19 protein-coding genes are annotated in these 21,213 nt (G+C 69.0%); 15 read left to right on the top strand and 4 right to left on the bottom strand.

Annotated elements, in window-relative coordinates; translation table 11 throughout:
* Both ATO6_RS21460 and ATO6_RS21455 read right to left on the bottom strand, forming a co-directional pair.
* The coding region (locus ATO6_RS21460; protein WP_088626102.1) for an ABC transporter ATP-binding protein at positions 1 to 830 on the bottom strand (830 nt) is incomplete at its 3' end.
* Between the two features lie 58 nt (positions 831 to 888).
* Entirely contained in the window at positions 889 to 2,457 is a 1,569-nt protein-coding gene (locus ATO6_RS21455; protein WP_176441050.1) for an ABC transporter substrate-binding protein, read from the bottom strand.
* Between the two features lie 517 nt (positions 2,458 to 2,974).
* Here ATO6_RS21455 and ATO6_RS21450 point away from each other — a divergent pair.
* Entirely contained in the window at positions 2,975 to 4,399 is a 1,425-nt protein-coding gene (locus tag ATO6_RS21450; protein ID WP_088626100.1) for a PLP-dependent aminotransferase family protein, read from the top strand.
* A gap of 10 nt (positions 4,400 to 4,409) precedes the next feature.
* On the opposite strand, the gene ATO6_RS21445 is transcribed toward ATO6_RS21450, so the two are convergent.
* Complete coding sequence (locus ATO6_RS21445) at positions 4,410 to 4,694, bottom strand: DUF2218 domain-containing protein (RefSeq protein ID WP_088626112.1); 285 nt, start codon at positions 4,692 to 4,694, stop codon at positions 4,410 to 4,412.
* Positions 4,695 to 4,820: 126 nt separating this feature from the next.
* Here ATO6_RS21445 and ATO6_RS21440 point away from each other — a divergent pair, with 126 nt between their 5' ends.
* The 9 genes from ATO6_RS21440 to ATO6_RS21400 all read left to right on the top strand — a co-directional run bounded on the left by ATO6_RS21440 (position 4,821) and on the right by ATO6_RS21400 (position 13,009).
* The gene (locus ATO6_RS21440; RefSeq protein WP_088626099.1) at positions 4,821 to 5,729 is read left to right on the top strand and encodes a siderophore ABC transporter substrate-binding protein; all 909 of its coding nucleotides are present in this window, start codon (positions 4,821 to 4,823) and stop codon (positions 5,727 to 5,729) included.
* The gene (locus tag ATO6_RS21435) at positions 5,730 to 6,671 is read left to right on the top strand and encodes an iron chelate uptake ABC transporter family permease subunit (protein ID WP_088626098.1); all 942 of its coding nucleotides are present in this window, start codon (positions 5,730 to 5,732) and stop codon (positions 6,669 to 6,671) included.
* On the top strand, positions 6,664 to 7,629 hold the full coding sequence (locus ATO6_RS21430; protein WP_088626097.1) for an iron chelate uptake ABC transporter family permease subunit: 966 nt from the start codon (positions 6,664 to 6,666) through the stop codon (positions 7,627 to 7,629). The genes ATO6_RS21435 and ATO6_RS21430 overlap by 8 nt, the downstream gene beginning before the upstream one ends.
* Positions 7,626 to 8,378: an ABC transporter ATP-binding protein gene (locus ATO6_RS21425; protein ID WP_088626096.1), complete on the top strand. Its 753-nt coding sequence runs from the start codon at positions 7,626 to 7,628 to the stop codon at positions 8,376 to 8,378. The genes ATO6_RS21430 and ATO6_RS21425 overlap by 4 nt, the downstream gene beginning before the upstream one ends.
* 122 nt (positions 8,379 to 8,500) lie before the next feature.
* On the top strand, positions 8,501 to 10,423 hold the full coding sequence (locus ATO6_RS21420) for a TonB-dependent receptor (protein ID WP_088626095.1): 1,923 nt from the start codon (positions 8,501 to 8,503) through the stop codon (positions 10,421 to 10,423).
* Between the two features lie 3 nt (positions 10,424 to 10,426).
* Complete coding sequence (locus ATO6_RS21415; RefSeq protein WP_088626094.1) at positions 10,427 to 11,206, top strand: MotA/TolQ/ExbB proton channel family protein; 780 nt, start codon at positions 10,427 to 10,429, stop codon at positions 11,204 to 11,206.
* Positions 11,203 to 11,580, top strand: a complete 378-nt coding sequence (locus ATO6_RS21410) for a biopolymer transporter ExbD (RefSeq protein ID WP_088626093.1) — start codon at positions 11,203 to 11,205, stop codon at positions 11,578 to 11,580. Before ATO6_RS21415 ends, ATO6_RS21410 begins: the two co-directional genes overlap by 4 nt.
* On the top strand, positions 11,577 to 11,957 hold the full coding sequence (locus tag ATO6_RS21405) for an ExbD/TolR family protein (RefSeq protein WP_369597076.1): 381 nt from the start codon (positions 11,577 to 11,579) through the stop codon (positions 11,955 to 11,957). Before ATO6_RS21410 ends, ATO6_RS21405 begins: the two co-directional genes overlap by 4 nt.
* Positions 11,954 to 13,009 (top strand): TonB family protein, encoded by a 1,056-nt coding sequence (locus ATO6_RS21400; protein ID WP_088626092.1) that lies wholly within the window; start codon positions 11,954 to 11,956, stop codon positions 13,007 to 13,009. Before ATO6_RS21405 ends, ATO6_RS21400 begins: the two co-directional genes overlap by 4 nt.
* A gap of 2 nt (positions 13,010 to 13,011) precedes the next feature.
* Here ATO6_RS21400 and ATO6_RS21395 read toward each other — a convergent pair whose 3' ends face one another.
* Entirely contained in the window at positions 13,012 to 13,911 is a 900-nt protein-coding gene (locus tag ATO6_RS21395; RefSeq protein WP_088626091.1) for a LysR family transcriptional regulator, read from the bottom strand.
* Positions 13,912 to 14,038: 127 nt separating this feature from the next.
* Here ATO6_RS21395 and ATO6_RS21390 point away from each other — a divergent pair, with 127 nt between their 5' ends.
* The 5 genes from ATO6_RS21390 (at position 14,039) to atzF (ending at position 21,201) form a co-directional block, all read left to right on the top strand.
* Positions 14,039 to 15,643, top strand: coding sequence for an ABC transporter substrate-binding protein (locus ATO6_RS21390; protein WP_088626090.1), 1,605 nt, complete (start codon positions 14,039 to 14,041; stop codon positions 15,641 to 15,643).
* A gap of 3 nt (positions 15,644 to 15,646) precedes the next feature.
* Entirely contained in the window at positions 15,647 to 16,672 is a 1,026-nt protein-coding gene (locus tag ATO6_RS21385) for an ABC transporter permease (protein ID WP_088626089.1), read from the top strand.
* Positions 16,669 to 17,574, top strand: a complete 906-nt coding sequence (locus tag ATO6_RS21380; RefSeq protein ID WP_254919236.1) for an ABC transporter permease — start codon at positions 16,669 to 16,671, stop codon at positions 17,572 to 17,574. Before ATO6_RS21385 ends, ATO6_RS21380 begins: the two co-directional genes overlap by 4 nt.
* Before the next feature lie 137 nt (positions 17,575 to 17,711).
* On the top strand, positions 17,712 to 19,343 hold the full coding sequence (locus tag ATO6_RS21375) for an ABC transporter ATP-binding protein (RefSeq protein ID WP_088626087.1): 1,632 nt from the start codon (positions 17,712 to 17,714) through the stop codon (positions 19,341 to 19,343).
* A 43-nt stretch (positions 19,344 to 19,386) separates the two neighbouring features.
* The gene (gene atzF / locus ATO6_RS21370) at positions 19,387 to 21,201 is read left to right on the top strand and encodes an allophanate hydrolase (RefSeq protein WP_088626086.1); all 1,815 of its coding nucleotides are present in this window, start codon (positions 19,387 to 19,389) and stop codon (positions 21,199 to 21,201) included.
* Positions 21,202 to 21,213: the final 12 nt, after the last annotated feature.

Here is a 21,213-nt window from a genome sequence, read left to right as displayed (position 1 = left end):
ATCGACTTGCGCGGGACCGAGGCCAGCAGGCCCGAGGTGTAGGGATGCTGCGGCGCGATCAGGACGTCGTCGGTCTTTGCGTCCTCGACGACCTGCCCGGCGTACATGGTGATCATCCGGTCGCAGACCTCTGCCACGACGCCGAGGTTGTGGCTGATGAAGATCAGCGAGGTGCCGCGGTCGGCGACGAGCTTCATGATCAGGTCGATGATCTGGGCCTGGATGGTGACGTCGAGCGCCGTGGTCGGTTCGTCCGCGATCAGCAGCTGCGGCTCGCAGGCCAGCGCGATGGCGATCATCGCCCGCTGGCGCATCCCGCCCGACAGGTGGTGCGGATACTCCTCAGCGCGCTTCTGCGGCAGGGGGATACCGACGTCGGCCAGCGCCTGAATGGCCCGCGCCTTGGCCTCCTTCTTGCCGATCTTGAAATGGGTGATCAGCGTTTCCGCGATCTGATCTCCCACCGTAAAGACCGGGTCGAGCGCCGTCATCGGCTCCTGAAAGATCATCGAAATATGCCGTCCGCGCAGCTTTCTCAGCTCAGGTTCCGGCAGCGCGCCGATCTGGCGACCCTCGAAGCTGACGTCGCCCTCGGACCATGCGATGCCGTCCGGCAGCAGACCGAGCAGCGACAGCCCCGTGACGGTCTTGCCGGACCCGCTTTCACCGACCAGCCCCACCGTCTCACCCCGCGCGACGTCGAAGCTGACGTTGTCCACGACCCGGTTCGATCGCCCGCGTCCCGCGCGGAAATAGATCGACAGGTCGTTCACCGACAGCAGCGGTGCACGGGTGGTGGTCTGGTCGGGCTTCAGCGGCAGAACGTTCATCGGTTCCCCTGTTTCGGACAGCGTGGCCCCGCCCCGGAGGGCAGGGCAATGCGTGGGCTCAACTTTCCATCCACATGCCGCCGTAGCGGGGTTTGCCGATGATGTTCGGCTCCCATCCCTTCACGTTGTTGGCGTGTGTGATGATCTGCGGCTCGAACACCATGGGCAGGCACATGGCGTTCTCGCGCTCCAGCCGGATGGCGCGATGGATTGACTCCATCCGCTTCTCGGCATCCACCAGCCGCCGGGTCTCGTCGATGGCCTCGGTCAGCTCGACCGACGGCTCGGACCCGCCCTTGTTGTAGTAGGCGTTCTTGTGGAACAGCAGCGACAGGGTCATCGCCGGGTCGGGCCGACCGGTCCATGCGGACAGGTGGATGTCCCCCACGCCTTCGTTCCACGTCTTGTTCGACTGCGCGACGGCGGCGACGGTGTTTTCCAGCGTGATGCCGACCGCTTCGAGCATGGCGGCGATGATCTCCATCCGCTGGGCCGACTGCGGGTCCGAGTAATGGTTCGACACCAGCTTCAGCCCGCCGCCGAAGCCTGCTTCCTTCAGCAGAGCCTTGGCGCGGTCGGGGTCGTAGGGATACATCGCGCCGATCTCGTCCGTGTAGGCCTCGGTCGCCTTCGGGAACTGGCAATGGGCGATCTCGCCGTTGCCGGAGGTCACGATGGTGTTGTAGGCCTCCTTGTTCATCGCGTAGTTGATCGCCTGCCGGACGCGCACGTCCTCCATCGGGCCACGGCCCTCGGACAGGTTGAAATAGACCATCTGCACGTAAAGCTGCGGACCGATGTAGGTGGTGAAGTCGGGGTTCTTGCTGACCTCCTCGACTCGCACGGGCGGCACGCGGTAGACGAAGTTGTTCTGCCCCGACAGCACCGACCGCAGCCCGGTCTGGTTGTCGGTGATGATGACGAAGGTGATGCCGTCCAGATGCGGCATCCCCTCGCGCCAGTAGCTTTCGTTGCGTTCGGTGACGACCTGCTGGGCATCGTCCCATTTGACGAACTTCATCTGACCGGTCCCGACCGGCGTCCGGTCGAACCCCGCCTCGCCGCTCTCGCGGATCGCCTTGGGCGAGGCCATCATGCCCGCGCGGTCCGACAGCACCATGACCAGCGCGCCGTCCGGCTCGGACAGGTTCAGCGCGACGGTGTGGTCATCGCGGGCCTCCACACTGTCCACCGAAGCCCAGTCCTGGCGGATGGTCGACCGGGGGCCGTTCTTGGCATGGTCGAAATTGGCCTGCACGGCAGCCGAATTGAAGGGCTCGCCGTCGTGGAAGGTCACCCCCTGCCGCAGCTTGAGAACCAGCGTGGTCTCGTTCTCCCACTCCCAGCTTTCGGCGAGGCCAGGCATCGGCTTCAGGTCCGGGCTGAAGTCGACCAGCGTGTCGTAGATCGTCCAGAGCACGGTGTGATCCGCCCCGGACCGGCCCGTCGACGGGTCGAGCGAGGACGGGTTGGAATACTGGCTGACGCGCAGTTCGCCGCCCTTGACCTGGGCTCGGGCGAAGGGTGCGTCGAACACCAGCGCTCCGGCGCCGAGCGCTGCGGCCATGCCGAGAACGTCGCGGCGGGTCGGACGCGGCCTGCCGGTCGCGCGGGTTGAGTGGATCATGGTTTTTCCTCCCTTGCATGCAACCATGGCGATTACGGAGCCCGCCGCCCGGCGCACCGGGTCGGTCCCGCTCCGCTGCGGGTTGCGCGGGCTCTTGCGGCCCGACAGTTTAAGTCAATTCGTTCGCGTCACGCCGGACGGCGGTCTACCCCTCGGCAGTTTCACCGTTCAGCGCTGCGGATGTGGATCGGGCGGGATGCCGGTCAGGGCCGGTTTCCGCCGGGACCACCTCCGCGGTCCTCCTTCGCTGATGATAGCAACACGGCGGCCTCTGTTACGATAGACGCAGAGAAGCGGAATCATCATAAGAACAGATGATTGCGCCGCAACGCAGCGCGAGCGGTATCAGCCGCCCCTTGCTGCCGGACCGTCCTTCCGCCCAGCAAATCCTGCCATCATGATGTTTTTCAACGGAGTACGCTCCCCCCCGAAACGCCACGCAGCCAAACTGACTCGCAATTTCGGGAACCGTTCGCTCCAATACTCAACACAGATAGACCGCAAGAAGTAAGTACAGATGCCGGACAGACGAAAACGCTATCAGGAGGTCGCGGACATCATCCGCAACTGGATCGCCTCGGGCAGTATCCGCCCCGGCGAGCGGCTGCGCTCGATTCGCGAGATGGCACGGCAGACCGGCTATTCCATCGTCACGGTGAACCACGCCTACGCCCTGCTGGAGGCCGAAGGCGCCATCACCGCGCGGCCCCGATCCGGCTATTTCGTCGCCGACACTGCACCCGGTATGGGCGAGTTCCCCGCCCCCTCTCCATCCCACGCCCCGGCCGAGGGGTCGGACCTGTCCGGACGGCTGGAGGACTGGCTGGCCGCCCAGCATGTCAGCGTCCGGCGGATCATCCGGGCGCATCTGCCGATGCCCACGCGGGGGCTGGTGCCGCTTCTGATGAAGGCGCACCGCAACGAGGTGCTGGACGAGGACCGCGCCCCCGATCCCGGTGGTATGCCAAGATTGCGCGAGGCCGTGGCGGCGCGGAACATTCTGCGCGGCGTGCGCACGCGGCCCGAACACGTGGTCATCGCGCCCAATGCCATGGCGGCCATGTCGACCTGCATCGACACCATTTGCAAACCGGGCAGCAAGGTGCTGGTCGAGGTGCCGGGTTACTTCCCCGCCCTGCCCGTCCTCTACCGGCGCGGGATCACGACCATCGAACTGCCCTCGCACCCCCGCACCGGGCTGGACGTCGCGGCCTTCGAACAGGTGCTGAAGACCACACAGGTCGACGCCTGCCTGCTGATGCCGAACTGTCATTATCCGACCGGCGTCACCTATTCCGAAGAGGTGCAGGCCCGGATCGTGGCCATCGCGACGAAATACGGGGTGCCGATCATCGAGAACGACATTTTCGGCGAGCTTGGCCACGACGCGGCCCCGGTGCCCAGCCTGAGGCGCTTCGACGCGCAGGATCTGGTGATGCAGTTCGGCAGCTTCGGCCCGACGCTGGGGGCGACCTACGGAGTGGGCTGGATCGTCAACCCGCGCTTCCGGCAGGAGATGATCGTCAGCCGCCTGTTCTACGAGGAACGCGCGGGCAGCGTGCCGATCCAGGCGGCGGTGGCGGATTTCGTCCTCGGCCCCGGCTATGACCGACTGCTGCGCCGTTACCGCGAGACGCTGGGACACAACGTCAGGCGCGGGATCGTCGAACTGGCACAGGTGCTGCCGCACAGCGCGGCGGTGTCGCGCCCCGACGGCGGCCACACCTGCTGGATCCGCTGTCCGCCGGGCTGCGACGCGATCGCCATCGCGCGCGCGGTCGGGGAACAGGGGCCGCTGCTGGTGCCCGGACAGGTCTTTTCCGCCTCGCAGGAGCTGGGCAACTTCTTTTCGCTCGACCTGTCCGCCGCCGGCTCGGACGAGTTTTCGCGGCTGCTGCCCTATCTCGCTTCGGCCATCGAGCAGAACACCGGCGCGGGCTGACGCCGGCCCGTCAGGTGGACCAGGTCAGTTCCGAGAAGCCTTCGCGGAAGGCGAAACGCTTGAGGTGGTCCTCGATGATGAACTTGGCGCGGCCCAGGCCCGCGTCGTCCGGGCCCGTGACCTCGATGTCCAGCCCCTTGTCATCCGCCGTCATGCGGGCGGGGCCCGGCGGCAGGGCGGCACGGCCCGAGGTCGCGTCGAACTCGACCTCCACCTTGTGCCCGAAGTGCTTGCAGAGCTGTTGAAGATACCGCGATCCGTTGGCGGTCTCGTAACGTGCCGTGGCGGTCTGCATACCGGCCTCCATATGTCGATTGTTTCTGTAAGGTATTCCGTTGACCCCGGATTGCCAAGGGCTTACATCCGGGCTGTCCAGCCAGCGCCGTGCGCGCAAGCCAGTCTCACACAGCCGGAGCTTGCCATGACCCTCGCCGGACGCCTCCTGACCGCCTGCGCGTTTCTCGCCGCCACCGCCCTCTCCGCCGGGGCCGATCCCGTCACCTTCGACACCGCCCAAGGGCCGATGACTCTGCCCGAGACGCCCGAACGGATCGTCGCGCTGGACGTCTCGGCCATCGACACGATCACGGCCCTCGGCGTCATCCCGGCGGGCGTCGTCGCCCCGCTTTACGTCGACTACCTGCCCGAGGCGCTGAAGGACGCGACCCCGGTCGGCACCTTCTTCGAGCCGGATTTCGAAGCCATCGCCGCCCTCGCCCCCGACGTCATCGTCGTCGGCCCCCGCGCCGCCGCCATGGCCGACGCGCTGTCGCGGATCGCCCCGGTCGCGGACATGAGCGTCGGCACCGACGCCTTCGCCGACGGTCGCGCGCGGCTGGCCGCCTTTGGCGCGATGCTCGGGCGCGCGGACGCCGCGGCGGCGCTGGACGCGGACCTTCAGGCGCGTCTGGACGAGGTGCGCGGGATGGTGGCCGCACAGGGCGGCAACGCGCTGATCGTGATGACGAACGGGCCGAAGCTGTCGGTCTTCGGTCCGAACAGCCGGTTCGGCTGGCTGCACATAGAGGTCGGTTTCGCCCCGGCGGTCGAAGGCATCACCGACAACCGCCATGGCGAGGCGGTGTCCTTCGAATACATCGCCGAGGCCGATCCCGCCACGCTGCTGGTCGTCGACCGGGGCGCCGCGATCGGCGACGGGTCGGACGGGGCGAAGGCGACGCTGGACAACCCGCTGGTCGCCGGGACCAAGGCGGCGCGGGCAGGGCGGGTGATCTACCTGTCGCCTGCCGAGCTCTACATCGCGACCGGCGGCATCCGGTCCCTGACCCGCACATTGGACGAGATTGCCGCCGCGCTCGGAGCGATGTGAATGCTCCGCGCCGGTCTGGCGCTGCTCGCGGCCCTCGCCTGCCTGTCGGTTTTCGTCGGAACGATCCCGCTGTCGCCGGCCGACCTGCTGGGCGCGGAGGGATGGTCGCTGGTCGTCGACAGCCGCCTGCCCCGCACCTTCGCCGCGATCCTCGCCGGGGCGGGTCTGGCGATCACGGGGCAGATCATGCAGCTTCTGGCGCGCAACCGGTTTGTCGAGCCGATGACGGCGGGCGCGGGTCAGAGCGCGGCGCTCGGCATTCTGCTCTGCACCCTGCTGGTGCCCGCCGCGCCGATCTGGATCAAGATGGCCGCCGCCGCGCTGGCGGCTCTGGCGGGCAGCCTGATCCTGATGGCCCTGATCCGTCCGCTGCCGCCGACGCAGCCGCTGCTCGTCCCGCTGGTGGCGCTGGTCTACGGCGGGGTGATCGGCGCGGTGGTGGCCTTCGTCGCCTACCAGGGCGACATGATGCAGTTCCTCGGGACATGGCTGACGGGCGAGCTGTCGGGCGTGCTGAGGGGGCGGTATGAGCTGCTCTGGATCGCCGCCGCCGCCTCGGCCGCGACGTTCCTGATCGCGGACCGGCTGACGCTGCTGACGCTGGGCGAGGATGCGGCGCGGGCGCTCGGACTGAACGTCGGGCTGGTGACGGCCGGGGCGGTGATGGCCGTGTCCGTCGTGACCGCGATGGTCGTCGTTACGCTCGGCGCGATCCCCTTCGTGGGGCTGGTCGTTCCCAACCTGACCGCCCGCCTTGCCGGGGACAACCTGCGCCGGGCGCTGCCGCTGACGGCTCTTGCGGGGGCGCTGCTGGTGCTGGCCGCAGACATCTTCAGCCGCTGGATCCGCGCGCCCTACGAGGTGCCGGTGGCGACCACAGTCGCCGCGATCGGGGCGGTGGCCTTCCTCGCGCTGATCCGCCGGGGGGCCGCGCGTGCCTAGGCGGCTGGTCCTGATGGCCGCGCTGCTGGCGGTCTGCGCGGCGGGCTACATGCTGTGGTCGGCCAAGGCGCCGTGGAGCTTCCTGCTGCCCTACCGCGCCACCAAACTGGCCGCGCTGCTGCTGGTCGGCGTGGCGCTGTCGGTTGCGACGGTGCTGTTCCAGACCGTCACCGCGAACCGCATCCTGACGCCCTCGCTGATGGGGTTCGACGCGCTCTACGTCTTTGTCCTTACCCTGCTGGTCCACATGCTGGGGGCCACCGGCTATGCCGCGATCCCGCCGGGCCTGCTGTTCGCCGCGAACCTCGGAGCCATGGCGGGGCTGGGCCTGCTGCTGTTTGCCGGGCTGATGCGGCTGGCGGGGGGCGACATGATCCGGCTGGTGCTGTCGGGCATCGTGCTGGGGTTGTTGATCCGGTCGATGACCGAGTTCCTGCAGCGCCTGATCGACCCGAGCGAGTTCCAGACCGTGCAGTCGATGTCCTTCGCCCGCTTCACCCAGATCGACCCGCTGCTGCTGGCGCTGTCCGCGACCGCGATCCTCGCCGCGTTGGCCGCCGCGTGGTCCCTGCGCACCCGGCTCGATGTCCTGTCGCTGGGCGACACCGCCGCCACGGGGCTGGGCGAGCCGCCCGCGCGGCTGCGGCGGCAGGCGCTGGTGGTCATCTGCATCCTCGTCGCCGCCGCCACGGCCCTGGTCGGGCCGCTGTCGTCGGGCGGGTTCGGACCGTCGAGCTTCTTCGGCCTGATCGTCACCGCCTTTGCCCATATCGTCACGCCGACACACCGCCACGCCGTGCTGATACCGTCCGCCGCACTGGTCGGCGGGCTGGTGCTGGTCGGCGGGCAGTTCATCATGGAGCGCCTCTTCGCGCTCGCCACCCCGCTGACCGTCGTGATCGAACTGATCGGCGGGGCGGTGTTCCTCGTCCTCCTGCTTAAAAGGCGCGCCGCATGATACGGATCACGGACCTGCACCATCGGCTGGGCGGCGCGCCCGTGCTGAACGACATCGACCTGACCATCCCTCACGGCGGGCTGACCGCGCTGATCGGCCCGAACGGTGCGGGCAAGTCGACGCTCCTGTCCCTGATCGCCCGGCTGCGCCCGATCCAGCGGGGCCGGATCAGTGTCGGCCCGCATGAGATCGGCAAGGTCGCCGACCGTGACCTCGCCCGCGTGCTGGCCGTCATGCCGCAGAGCACCGAGGTATCCGCCCGGCTGCGCCTGGCAGAACTTGTGGGCTTCGGCCGCTACCCGTGGCACCGCGGACGACCCGGCGCGGAGGATCGCGCGCAGGTGGACCGGGCGCTGGAGCGGTTCAGCCTGACCGACCTGCGCGACCGGTTCCTCGACGAAGTCTCCGGCGGTCAGAAGCAGCGCGCCTTCGCGGCCATGGCCTATGCGCAGGACACCGACTACCTGCTGCTGGACGAGCCGCTGAACAACCTCGACATCGCCGCCGCGCGCGACCTGATGCGGCTGATGCGCGGGCTGGCGGACGAGGACGGCAAAACGGTCGTCGTCGTGCTGCATGACATCAACTACGCCACCGCCTTCGCCGACCGGCTGGTGGTGATGAAGGAGGGCCGGATCGCCGCCCAAGGCGCCCCGTCCGAGGTCGTCACGGACACCCTGCTGGCCGAGGTTTTCGGCACGACCGCGCGGGTGGCCGAGGTCGAGGGGCGGCCTCTCGTGATCGTGTAAGAATCTCGTCCGGCTTGATTGACAAATTTAGTCGGAATTAATATCGCCAAGGTGAACGCCAGCAAGAGACACGTCCGCGGTCCCGCCAGCCCTCAGCCAGAAAAAGAAACGGGACACGGGACATGACCCTCAAGGCCAAGGCGGTTCTGCTCGCCTCAGCATCCATCTGGGCGCCGCTTGCGCAGGCCCAGGACATCATCCAGCTGGACACGATCCGAGTGGAATCCGAGGCCGCGCAGGATGTGCTCGGCAACACGGCCGTCACCGAGGAAGAGATCGAGGCGCGCAATCCCGCCACCGTGGCGGACGTGTTCGACGGTGAATCCGAGATCACGACCAGCGGCGGCGCGGCCATCGCGCAGAAGGTCTTTGTCCACGGGATCGAGGAAAGCCTGCTCTCCGTCACCATCGACGGCGCGCGGCAGAACAAGTCGGCCTTCCACCACACCGGCAACGTCCTGATCGACCCGTTCCTGCTGAAGCGGGTCGAGGTCAGCTCGGGCATCGCCCCCGCCGACGCGGGCCCCGGCGCGCTGGCCGGCCTGATCGCCTACGAGACGAAGGACGCGCGCGACATGCTCGACTTCGGCCAGACGGTCGGCGGGCGGGCGACCATCGGCTATGACAGCAACAACACCCTGCGCACCGGCGCGACGGTCTACGGCGTGCAGGGCGGGTTCGAATTCCTGCTGAGCGGGGTCCGCACCAAGGGCGACGACTACAAGGACGGGTCCGGCACCACCGTGCGCGGCACCGGGGCCGAGGTCACATCGCTGACCGCCAAGGGCGCGGTCACGACCGAAGGCGGCCACCGGTTCGAATTCTCGGCCGAGCGCACCCGCGACAGCGGCGAGCGGGCGATGCAGACCGGCCCCGGCGGTCTCTACTACGCGCGGCCCGATTTCACCGGCGTGGTCGGCCGCCCCTCGGTCTATCGCGAGGCGGTGGCGCAGCGGACGGCGTTCACCTTTGGCTGGACGGACGAGACCCCGGACGGCATCTGGACGCCCAAGGTGCAGCTTGCCTACAACGAGCAGCTGGTCGAGGCCGGGGCGGCCATCGGCACGAACACCAGCTTCAGCGGAACGCTGGGCGCCGAGGTCCAGTTCGCGGGCGGTGTCCTGAACACCGGCATCGACTTCTTCCGCGACACCGCACGCGGCCAAGGACCGCTGAACGCGGGCCGGGCGCGGGAACAGCTGGACAGCATCGGCGCCTTTGCCCAGATGCGGCAGGACGTCGGCCCCCGCGTGTCGCTGTCCTACGGCGTCCGGGCCGACCTGCAGCGCCTAACGCTGGCCGACGGGTCCGAACACGACGATGCCGGGATCAGCGTCAACGCCGCCGCCGACATCGCGCTGACCGACACGCTGTCGTTCAACGTCGGCGGGGCCTACAGCTGGGGCGGCTACGAGCTGAGCGAGGCCTCGCTCATCAACCTCGGCGGGGCATGGGCCTATGGCACGCCCTCCGCATCCGACGCCCTGAACGGCCGCGCCGGGCTTCGGTTCCAGTCGGGCCCCTGGACGGCCAGCGCGGCGGTCTTCTACTCCGAGATCCGCGACGTGAACGACGTGCTGACGGCGGGACGGACACGGGCCGACGTGACCTCGCGCGGGGTCGACGCCTCGCTGCGCTACGATGGGGCGCAGGGCTATGCGCAGGTCAACTACACCTACGCCGATGTCGAACTGAGCGGCGCGCCGATCGGAACGACGGCCTATTATTACGGCCGCCCGGTCGGCCATGTGATCGGCCTGTCGGCGGGCTGGAACGTCACCCCCGCCCTGATGGTCGGCGGCACCGCCGAGATCGCGCTGGACAATGACGACACGCCGACGACGCTGCCGGGTTACGAGGTATTGAACCTCTATGCCGCCTACACCCTTCCGCAACTCAGCAATACCGAGGTAAGGCTGGACGTGCGCAATGTGTTCGACACAACCTATGTCAGCCGCGCGTCGGACGGCGCGGGTCAGGCGAACATCATTCCGCTGAACGAACCGGGGCGCACCTTTGCCCTGACAGTAACCACGAGGTTCTGACCCATGCGAATCCGTCTCCTGCCGTTGGTCACCGGCGTGATACTGACCCCTCTGCCGTCCATCGCGCAGGAGGCGGATACCCTCGGGGCCGGGGCGGAGCCCGCCGCTGCCCCGGTCGCCGCACCGGGCTCGGCGGCCCTGCGGCTGCTGATCGACGGGGGCCCGGCGATCTGGGCCATCGCGGCGCTGTCGGTGTTCACGCTGGCGCTGATCCTGTGGAAGGTCTGGCGCCTGTCCGGCGCCGGGGCATGGTCCCGCCGCCCCTCGTTCGAAGCCGTCGAGGCCTGGGAAGCGGGCCGCGCCGACGACGCGCTGACCCGCGTGGCCAAGCGCCGGGGCCTGCGCAGCCGGATGACCCATGCCGCGATGGTCGCCCGGCTGTCGCTGGATGACGAACAGGCGCGCGAGGAAACGGCGCGCGTCGCCAAGCGCCAGATGGCCGACCAGTCCTCGGGCCTGCGCGCGCTGGAACTGATCGCCACCATTGCCCCGCTTCTGGGTCTGCTGGGCACCGTGCTTGGCATGATCGCCGCCTTCCAGGCCTTGCAGGAGGCCGGCAACCGCGCCGATCCCGCCCTGCTGGCCGGCGGCATCTGGGAGGCGCTGCTGACCACCGCGGCGGGCATGGCCGTGGCGATCCCGGCCTCGGCCGCGCTGACGTGGTTCGAGGCGGTCATCGCCTCGGTCCGCGCCGACATGGAAGACATCGCCGCCCGCATCTTCATCGCGCCGCTGCCCGACAGCCGCGCCGTGAAGGGCGCGCTGAGGGCCGCCGCCGAATGATGCTGTTTGCCGATACCCGGCCCAGACGGAAGCCCAGCCTGACGCCACTGATCGACGTGGTGTTCCTGCTGCTGGTGTTCTTCATGCTGGCCTCGCGTTTCGGCATGGAAAACGTGGTGCCGCTGCCGCTGGCCGGTGGCGGTTCGGACTATTCCGGCCCGCCACGTCTGGTCGACATCGGCCCCGACAGCCTGCGGATCAACGGCATCGACACAACGCCCGAGGCGCTGCCGCAGGACCTGGCCGAGCTGACCGAGACGCCCGCAGACACCATCGTCCTGCGCGGACGCGACGGGGCCGACCTGCAGCGGGTGATCGGGATCGCGGACGGGCTGCGCGCCGCCGGGTTCACGGCACTGGTGCTGGTCGAATGATGGATTTCTCGCCCCCGCCCCGCCGCACGCAGCAGGAATCCGTCGTTCCGATGATCAACGTGGTGTTCCTGCTGCTGATCTTCTTCCTGATGACCTCGCAGCTCGTCCCACCCGACCCGATCGAGGTCACGCCGCCGACCGCCGCCGGGACGGATGCCGAGAACGCCCCGACGGCGCTCTACCTGTCGCAAGACGGCACCGCCGCCTTTGGCGAGCTTCGGGACGACGCCGCGCTGGACGCTTTCGCCGCGCTGCCCGAGGAACCGCACCGCCTGCGCGCGGATGGCCGGGCCGAGGCCAGCGTCGTCGCCCGCACCCTCGCCGCGCTCGCCGCGCGCGGGCTGGCCCGCGTCGAACTGGTGACGGTGCCGGAATGAGGGTCGACTTTCCCATATTCCTCGCGCTGGCCGCCGCCGCGCATCTGGGGCTGCTGACCAACTGGCGCACCCCGGACGGCGGCGCCGAGACCGGCGGCCAGGGGGGCGACTCCTCGGCCACCATCGCGGCTGCCGTGCCCGAACTCGCCGCGATGGTCGAGGACTGGACGCGCCCGCCCGAAACGGCCGAGGTGCAGGATCCCCCGCCTCCGCCCCCGCCCGTGACGGAACCCGTCGCGCTGCCCAGTGCAGACGCGCCGACACCGCCCGCAGCCCCCGCGCCGCAACGCCCTGACGTGCAGGGCGAACAACTGGCGCTGCCCAGCTACGACCCCCAAACGCCGCCTCCACCCGCACCCGAGGTCGCCTTCACCGCGCCCGCCATGCCCAGCATGGAGACCCCCGCGCCCGAGGCTCCGACCGCGCCGCCCGCCCGCGACACGACGCCGGACCGCCCGGCGGCGCCGGAGCGGCAGACCGCCGACGTGCGCCCCGACCTGCCCGAGATCGACACAGCCACGCCCGAGCCGCCGCCCGAGCGCACCGCCGACGCGCCGCCGGAAACCAGCCTGCGCCCCAAGGTCCGCCCGCGCGAGATCGAAACGGCCCGCGCCGAGCAGAAGCCCGCGCCAAGACGTCAGGACACCCGGCAGGACACCCGCAAACGCGCCGAAAGCGCCGCCGCCCGTCCGGCACAGAAATCGGCCGGCACCGGCGGATCCGCGCAGGCGGGCGACGCCCGCAACGCCGGGGCCAAACGCCTGTCCAATGCACAGCAGCAGCGCCTGATTTCCGCATGGGGCGCGCAGATCCGTGCCCGTGTGGAAAGCCGCAAGCGGCATCCCGGCGGTCGCGGGGGCCAGGTGGTGGTCCGCCTGACCGTGGCGACCAACGGTCAGGTTCTGGGCGCCGCGCTGGTCCGGTCGTCAGGCAGCGGCGCGCTGGACCGCGCCGCGCTGAACGCGATCCGCAGCGCCGGGCGGATGCCACGCGCGCCCGGCGAACTTGGCGGCGGACCCAAGACGTTCAACCTGCCGATGGTGTTCAGCTAGGCTCAGGCGGCCACGTCCTGCAGCGCCGCCGCAAGCTGCATCGCGAACCGGGCCGAGGCCACCGGCAGCGTCCGCCCCCTGAGCTGGCCAAGGATCAGGCTGCCCGGCGCGACGTCCCTTTCGGACACCGGGCGGAAGGCGACCGATCCGTCGGCGGACTCGCGCAGGCCGATGGGGATCTGGAACCCGACCGCGTTCTCGTGCAGCACGTAGTGGCGGATCAGTTCGAAGCTCTCGGTCTCCAGCACCGGATCGAGCTGCCGCCGCATCCGCCGCGCCGCGAAGTCCAGCAGGTGCCGCACGCCATAGCGCGCATCCGGCGCGACATGCGGCTGGTCCAGACATTCCCGCAGCCGCACCTCGGGCCGTGCCGCCAGCGGATGGCCGCCGCGCATCACGACGTGAACCCGCTGCGGCACGAGGTGCAGCACCTCGAAATCCACGAGGTAGACCGGTTCGAACACCAGCGCGAGGTCGGAATCGTAGCTCGCCAGCTCCTGCTCGGCCCGCGCGCGGTCGCGGACCTTGACCGAGAACGTGACGCCCGGATGCTCGGCCCGGTAGCGCGCGATCTGTTCCGGCAGGAAGTACGGCAGCAGAGCCTGTGAACAGGCGATGCTCACATGGCCCCGCCGTTCCCCGGACAGGTCGGCCACCTGGCTCTGCACCCGCGCGATGTCCGACAGGGTTGCCCGGTAGTGGTGCAGCACCATTTCCCCGGCAGGGTTCAGCCGCACGCCGCCCGGAATGCGTTCGAACAGGTCCGAGCCGAATTCCTCCTCGAACCGCCGGATTCGCCGGTTCAGCGCCGAGGCGGTCAGGTTCATATCCTCCGCCGCCTTGCGCATGGAGCCCGACCGCGCCACCGCCTCGATCAGGGCGAAGGTGTATAAGTGCTTCATCTTCAACCCTTTCCAAACTGCGTTGCCGAAAATGCACCGCGTCTGTGAAATCATAGCATTTTGAGCAATGGGGGCGATACAGCAACCTGACGGGGACCACGCAAACCCAGCTCGAAAGGCCCCCGAGATGACCACCACACGCCGCAATTTCCTCAAGACCGGGGCCGCGCTGTCGGCGATGCCCTTCTTCATGTCGCTGCCCGCCAGCGCCGCCGCGCGCGACACCGTCGTCGTGGCCAGCGGCGAGACGATCAACTCGCTCGACCTGCACCGCACCGGCACCAACCGCGCCAGCTACGAGGTCGCGATCAACTGCTACGACCGCCTGATCCGCTTCGGCACCAAGACCACGCCCGAGGGCGGCGTCAGCTTCGACTACTCGCAGATCGTGCCGGAACTGGCCGAAAGCTGGACGACCTCGGAGGACGGGCTGGTCATCACATTCAAGCTGAAACCGAACGCGGTCTTCCAGGACGGCACGCCGGTGACGGCGCAGGACGTGAAGTGGTCCTTCGACCGTGCCGTATCCGTCGGCGGCTTCCCCACCACCCAGATGAAGGCCGGCGGGCTGGAGCGGCCCGACCAGTTCGCCGCCGTCGATGACCACACCTTTACCGTGACACTCGACCGTCCGTCCAAGCTGTCACTGCCCGACCTCGCCGTGCCGGTGCCGTTCATCATCAACTCCAAGCTGGCCATGGAGCACGCGACCGACAAGGACCCGTGGGCGATGGAATACCTGCACCAGAACACCATCGGGTCCGGCGCCTACAAGGTGATCCGCTGGGACAACGGCCAGCAGCTGGTCTACGAACGCTTCGACGGCTGGGTCGGCGGCCTGACCCCCGCGGTCAAGCGCGTCGTCCGGCGCGAGGTGCCGTCCGCCGCAACCAAGCGCGCGCTGGTCGAACGCGGTGACGTTCAGGTGGCCTTCGGCATTTCGGACAAGGACGCGTCCGAACTGTCCGGCATGCTCAAGGTCGACAGCACGCCGATCGCCAACTGCGTGCACGCGCTCTGCCTGAACACCAATTTCGAACCGTTCACCGATCCGAACGTCCGCAAGGCCATCGCATGGGCCGTGCCCTACGAGGACATCTTCAAGACCGCCGCCTACGGTCGTGGCGCGCCGCTGTGGGGCGGCACCGAAGAGATCACCGACACCGCATGGCCGCGCAAGTCGCAGTATTCCACCAACCTCGAAAAGGCCAAGGAACTGATGGCCGCCTCGGCCTATCCGGACGGGTTCGAGGTGCCGCTGTCCATCGCGCTCGACCTTGCCTACTGGATGGAGCCCGCAGCCCTGCTGATCCAGGAAGCGGTCGGCAAGCTTGGCATCAAGACCACCATCGACAAGATCCCCGGCGCGAACTGGCGGACCGCCTCGCTGGTCGAGAAGCGGCTCGAATTCCACCTCGAGAACTTCGCCGGCTGGCTGGACACGCCCGACTACTACTTCTTCTGGGCCTATCAGAAGGGGCACCTGTTCAACTCCTCCAACTACTTCAACGAGGAGGTCGAGCAGCTGACCAACGAGACGCTGCACATGGAGATGGACGATCCGGAATACGCGCCCAAGATCACGCGCATGTTCGAGATCGTTCTCGACGAACTGCCGCGCATTCCGCTGTGGCAGCCGGCCCTGAACGTCGCGATGAACGGCGCGGACGGCTACGAGTTCTGGTTCCACCGCCAGCTCGACGTCCGCACCCTCACCCCCGTGGCGAGCTGAGCCATGTCGGGCCGCGGGACAGCCATCGCCCTGCGTATCGCGCAGGCCATCCCCGTCGTGATCGGCGTCGTGGTGATCTCCTTCGTTCTCACGCGGGCGCTGCCCGGCGACCCGGCGGCACAGTTCGCCGGGATCGCCGCCACGCCCGAGTCGATCGAGGAGGTCCGGCGCGCCCTCGGCCTCGACAAACCGCTGCTGCAGCAGTTCTTCATCTATTGCGCGCAGCTCCTGCAGGGTGATCTGGGGCAGTCGATCTCGACCGGACGGCCCGTGGTGTCGGAACTGGCGGCGCGGCTGCCCGCCTCGCTGGAACTGACGCTGACCGCGCTCTTCGTGTCCTGCGCGATCTCGATCCCCCTCGGCATCCTGGCCGCCACGCGGCCGGGCAGCTGGGTCGACCAGCTCTGCCGCCTGCTGGTGACGGCAGGCGTGTCGCTGCCGACCTTCTTCACCGGCATCGTGCTGGTCTACGTCTTCTACTACCTGCTCGGCATCGCGCCCTCGCCGCTCGGCCGGCTCGACTTCGTCTATCTGGAACCGCCGCATGTCACCGGGTTCTTCCTGATCGACAGCGTCATTGCGCGGGACTGGGAAACCTTCGGAGGCACCGTCAAGCAACTCGTCCTGCCCGCGACGACGATGGCGCTCTTCACCCTCGCGCCGATCGCCCGGATGACACGGGCGGCGATGCTCTCGGCCCTGTCGGCGGACTTCATCCGCACCGCACGTGCCTCGGGGCTGAGCCGCCGCAAGGTGCTCTACGGTTACGCCTTCCGCAACGCGCTGCTGCCGGTGGTGACGACGCTCGGGATGGTCTTCTCCTTCGCCCTCGGCGCCAACGTGCTGGTGGAAAAGGTTTTCGCCTGGCCCGGCATCGGCTCCTACGCGGTCGAGGCGCTGGTCGTCTCGGACTATGCCGCCGTGCAGGGCTTCGTGCTGGCGATGGCGCTGCTCTTCGTCTTCCTCAACCTGGTGATCGACCTCGCCTATTCGGTGATCGACCCCCGCTTCGGGACCTCAGCCAAATGAAAATGACCGAGATCACGACCCCCGCCGCCCCTGCCCCCGCGCCCCCCGCGCCCAAGGGCTCCGGCACCCTGAAACACATCGGCTACGTCCTGCGCGAAAACCCGGTCACCGGCCTGTCGTTCCTTATGTTCGCGGGCCTGCTGATCTCGGCCGCCATCGGGCCCTGGATCGTCCCCTACGATCCGCTGGCCACCAATGCCGCCGCCGTCCTGCAGCCGCCCTCGGCCACCCACTGGTTCGGCACCGACAACCTCGGGCGCGACGTGTTCTCGCGGGTGATCGTGGCGACCCGGCTCGACCTCATCATCTCGGTCGCGGCGGTGACGCTCAGCTTCATCTTCGGCTCGGTCATCGGGGCCCTCGCGGGCTACCGGGGCGGCTGGTTCGACATCATCGCCAGCCGCTGCCTAGACACGATCATGGCCTTCCCGCTATTCGTGCTGGCCATGGGGATCGTCGCGGCGCTCGGCAATTCGGTCGCGAACATCATCTACGCCACCGCGATCATCAACATCCCCTTCTACGCCCGCCTCGTCCGGGCCGAGGTCAACATCCGCCGCGAGGCGGGCTTCACCCTCGCCGCCAAGCTGGCGGGCAATTCCGACGCCCGCGTCCTCGCCTTCCACATCTTCCCGAACGCGCTGCCGCCGATGATGGTGCAGGTCTCGCTGAACCTCGGCTGGGCGATCCTGAACGCGGCGGGCCTGTCGTTCATCGGCCTCGGCGTCCGCCCGCCCACGCCCGAATGGGGCATCATGGTCGCCGAGGGCGCCAACTACATCGTCTCGGGCGAATGGTGGATGGCTCTCTTCCCCGGCCTGTGGCTGATGCTCGCCGTCTTCACCTTCAACCTGATGGGCGACGGCCTGCGCGACATCGTCGACCCGAGGCGCCGGACATGACCGCCCCGCGCCGCCCCTCCCCCTTCATCTTGCCGGAAATATGCCGGGGGGTGCGGGGGGCAGAGCCCCCCGCCCGGTCGGATCGCCCCCGGCGATCCGAAACCCCCGCCACCCCGCGCCACGAAAGGACCTGACCGATGCTCTCCATCAAGGACCTCCAGGTCGCCTTCAAGACCCGCAAAGGCGAAGTCACCGCCGTCAAGGGCATCACCTTCGAACTGGCCAAGGGCGAGCGGCTCGGCATCGTCGGCGAAAGCGGGTCGGGCAAGTCCGTCACCTCCTACGCCCTGATGCGCATCCTCGACGCCAACGGGCGGATCAAGGCGGGCGACGCGGTCTATTCCGGCGTCGACCTGCGCAAGGCCTCCGAACGCGACATGCGCGACCTGAGGGGGCGCGAGATCTCGATGATCTTCCAGAACCCCCGCGCCGCGCTGAACCCGATCCGCAAGGTCGGCCACCAGATCGAGGACGTGCTGATCCAGCACGCCCGCGCCAGCCGCCAGAACGCGCGCGCCAAGGCAATCGAGGCGCTGGAGGCGGTCCGCATCAACGACGCCGCCGCTCGCTATGACGCCTATCCCTTCGAACTCAGCGGCGGCATGTGCCAACGGGTCGTCTGCGCCATCGCGCTGGCCTGCGATCCCAAGCTGATGATCATGGACGAACCGACCACCGGGCTCGACATCACCACCCAGAAGGCCGTGATGGATCTCGTGGACGAACTGGTGAAGGCGCGCGGCATGTCGTCGATCCTGATCACCCACGACCTCGGCCTCGCCTCGGAATACTGCGACCGGATCGTGGTCATGAAGGACGGCGAGATCGTCGAGGAAGGCGGCCCCGTCGACCTCTTCCGCAATCCGCAGCACGCCTACACCCGCAAGCTGGTCGATGCGACGCCCCGGCGCGGGGTCGAGATCCGTGAGCTCCTGCCCGAGGAGGCCCGCACCCTGCTTGCGCCCCACATGGTCAGGGACACCCCGCTGATCGAGGTGAAGGACCTGACCAAGACCTATGCCGGCAAGTCCGGCCCGGTCCACGCGGTCAAGGGCATCTCCTTCACCGTGCGCGAGGGCCAGTCGGTCGGTCTCGTGGGCGAGAGCGGCTGCGGCAAGTCGACCACCTCGTCTATGCTGGTCCGCCTGCTGGACAGCACCTCCGGTCAGATCCTGTTCCGGGGTCAGGACCTCGCCGCCATCCCGGCGGCCGATTTCGCGCGGAACCCGCTTCGGACCAAGATCCAGATGGTGTTCCAGGATGCCACCGACAGCCTGAACCCCCGCCACACCTCGCGTCAGTCGATCGCCGAGCCGCTCAAGCGAATGACCGGCCTAAAAGGCGCGGCGCTGGATGCGCGGGTCGAGGAGCTGGCCCGCCTGACCGGCCTGCCGGCGCATCTGCTGGACCGGTTCCCGCACCAGCTTTCGGGCGGCCAGAAGGCCCGCGTCGGGATCGCCCGCGCCATCGCGCCGGACCCGGATTTCCTGATCCTGGACGAGCCGACCGCCGCGCTCGACGTGTCGATCCAGGCGGTGGTGCTGAACCTGCTGGCCGACCTGCGTGTCCGGCTCGGCATGTCCTACCTCTTCGTCAGCCATGACCTGAACGTCGTCCGCCTGCTCTGCGACCACGTCATCGTCATGAAGGGCGGCGAGATCGTGGATGCCGGCCCGGTCGAGCAGGTCATGGACCACCCCTCGCACCCCTACACCGCTGAATTGCTGTCCGCCGCGCCGCAGGCGCCGCGCCCCCAGACCGCCGCCTGATGCGGCGCCCGTTTCCAAGACCCGAAGACCAAAGGACCCGCCCATGATCAAAGATCTGCCCTTCACCCTGCCGTCGCTGCGCGCGGCCTACGACGCGGGCACCACCCCCGCCGAGGTCATCGCCGAAGCCTTCGCCCGCCTCGACGCCGTGAACGATCCCGGCATCCTGATCCATGACGGGCGCGAGGCCGCGATGGCCGCCGCCGCCGCCCTCGGCCCGCGCGACGGCAGGCCGCTCTGGGGCGTGCCGTTCCTCGTGAAGGACAACATCGACGTCGCGGGCATGCCGACCACCGCCGCCTGCCCCGACTTCGCCTACATGCCCGAGACCGACGCCTTCGTCGTCGCGCGCCTGCTGGCCGCCGGGGCGATCTGCCTCGGCAAGACCAACCTCGACCAGTTCGCCACCGGCCTCGTCGGCGTGCGCAGCCCCTACCCCGTGCCGCTGAACGCCATCGACCCGGCCATCGTGCCCGGCGGCTCCTCCTCCGGCTCGGCGGTCGGCGTCGCGCATGGCATCGCGGCCTTCTCTCTCGGCACCGACACCGCAGGCTCGGGCCGCGTGCCCGGCGCTTTGAACGCGCTGGTCGGCCTCAAGCCATCGCTGGGTGCGCTGTCGGGCAGCGGCATGGTACCCGCCTGCCGGACGCTCGACACGATATCGGTCTTCGCCTTCACCGTCGCGGATGCGTGGGACGTCTTTGCCGTGGCGCAGGCCGAGGATCCCGCCGACGCCTATTCCCGCGCCTTCCCCGCCCCGCGCCTGTCCGCCATGCCCTCCGTCCCCCGCATCGGCGTGCCGACCGCCAACACCCTCGAAACCGCGGGCGACGCGGATCAGGCGGCAAGCTTCCGCGAAACCGTCACCCGCCTGCGCACCGCCGGGGCCGAGGTGGTGGAGATCGACTTCACCCCGTTCTACGAGGTCGCCCGTCTTCTCTACGAAGGGGCGTGGGTGGCCGAACGCACCGCCGCCATCGGCGCGCGGCTGACAGAAAAGCCCGAGACGCTGCACCCGGTGACGCTGCAGATCGTCGGGTCGGGTGTATCGCTGACCGCCGTCGACGCGTTCCGCGCCCAGTATCGCCTCGCCGCACTGCGCAAGATCTGCATGGCAGCGCTCGACGGGATCGACATGCTCTGCGTACCGACGATCCCCCGCTTCGTCACCGTGGAGGAGATCATCGCCGATCCGATCGGCCCGAACTCGATGCTCGGGACCTACACCAACTTCGTGAACTTGCTGGACCTCTGCGGCCTCGCCGTGCCCTGCGGCACCCGCCGCGACGGGCGCCCGGCCAGCGTCACCCTGCTGGGCCGCGCCGGACACGACGCACGCCTCGCGGCGGTCGGCATGATGCTGGAGGCCGGGCCGATGGGGGCCACCGGCTGGACCCGCAGCGCGCCGCCCGCCCTGCCCGACAGCGCGGGCGCGGACGAGCTCGAGGTGCTGGTCTGCGGGGCCCACATGTCCGGCCTGCCCTTGAACGGAGAGCTTACCCGCCTCGGCGCCCGCTTCCTCAGGGCCTGCCGCACCGCGCCGGGCTACAGGCTCTATGCGCTGGCGGGCGGCCCGCCGGAGCGTCCCGGTCTCAGCCGCCAGTCCGGGGCGGGCACCGGTATCGCCGCCGAGATCTGGGCCCTGCCCCGTGCCGGCGTCGGCGCATTCCTGGCAGGCATTCCCGCCCCGCTCGGCCTCGGGTCGGTGACGCTGGACGACGGGTCGTCGGTCAAGGGCTTCATCTGCGAGGCGGCGGGCCTCGACGGCGCGCGCGACATAACCGAATTCGGGGGCTGGCGGGATTACCTGAAGGCGCCCAAGGAGGCGGCGCAGCCGGTCGGCTCGCCCGCAGCCTGACCGGGACTCCAA

This window comes from Oceanicola sp. 22II-s10i (genome assembly GCF_002210105.1).
GTDB lineage: Bacteria > Pseudomonadota > Alphaproteobacteria > Rhodobacterales > Rhodobacteraceae > Pseudooceanicola.
Note: the sequence above shows the minus strand (reverse complement) of the source record. Positions and strands in the feature narration are given on the sequence as shown.

Coding starts and splice junctions, on each gene's coding strand:
- ATO6_RS21455 (WP_176441050.1), bottom strand. CDS start 2,457: ATGATCCACTCAACCCGCGCGACCGGCAGGCCGCGTCCGACCCGCCGC.
- ATO6_RS21450 (WP_088626100.1), top strand. CDS start 2,975: ATGCCGGACAGACGAAAACGCTATCAGGAGGTCGCGGACATCATCCGC.
- ATO6_RS21445 (WP_088626112.1), bottom strand. CDS start 4,694: ATGCAGACCGCCACGGCACGTTACGAGACCGCCAACGGATCGCGGTAT.
- ATO6_RS21440 (WP_088626099.1), top strand. CDS start 4,821: ATGACCCTCGCCGGACGCCTCCTGACCGCCTGCGCGTTTCTCGCCGCC.
- ATO6_RS21435 (WP_088626098.1), top strand. CDS start 5,730: ATGCTCCGCGCCGGTCTGGCGCTGCTCGCGGCCCTCGCCTGCCTGTCG.
- ATO6_RS21425 (WP_088626096.1), top strand. CDS start 7,626: ATGATACGGATCACGGACCTGCACCATCGGCTGGGCGGCGCGCCCGTG.
- ATO6_RS21420 (WP_088626095.1), top strand. CDS start 8,501: ATGACCCTCAAGGCCAAGGCGGTTCTGCTCGCCTCAGCATCCATCTGG.
- ATO6_RS21415 (WP_088626094.1), top strand. CDS start 10,427: ATGCGAATCCGTCTCCTGCCGTTGGTCACCGGCGTGATACTGACCCCT.
- ATO6_RS21410 (WP_088626093.1), top strand. CDS start 11,203: ATGATGCTGTTTGCCGATACCCGGCCCAGACGGAAGCCCAGCCTGACG.
- ATO6_RS21405 (WP_369597076.1), top strand. CDS start 11,577: ATGATGGATTTCTCGCCCCCGCCCCGCCGCACGCAGCAGGAATCCGTC.
- ATO6_RS21400 (WP_088626092.1), top strand. CDS start 11,954: ATGAGGGTCGACTTTCCCATATTCCTCGCGCTGGCCGCCGCCGCGCAT.
- ATO6_RS21395 (WP_088626091.1), bottom strand. CDS start 13,911: ATGAAGCACTTATACACCTTCGCCCTGATCGAGGCGGTGGCGCGGTCG.
- ATO6_RS21390 (WP_088626090.1), top strand. CDS start 14,039: ATGACCACCACACGCCGCAATTTCCTCAAGACCGGGGCCGCGCTGTCG.
- ATO6_RS21385 (WP_088626089.1), top strand. CDS start 15,647: ATGTCGGGCCGCGGGACAGCCATCGCCCTGCGTATCGCGCAGGCCATC.
- ATO6_RS21380 (WP_254919236.1), top strand. CDS start 16,669: ATGAAAATGACCGAGATCACGACCCCCGCCGCCCCTGCCCCCGCGCCC.
- ATO6_RS21375 (WP_088626087.1), top strand. CDS start 17,712: ATGCTCTCCATCAAGGACCTCCAGGTCGCCTTCAAGACCCGCAAAGGC.
- atzF (WP_088626086.1), top strand. CDS start 19,387: ATGATCAAAGATCTGCCCTTCACCCTGCCGTCGCTGCGCGCGGCCTAC.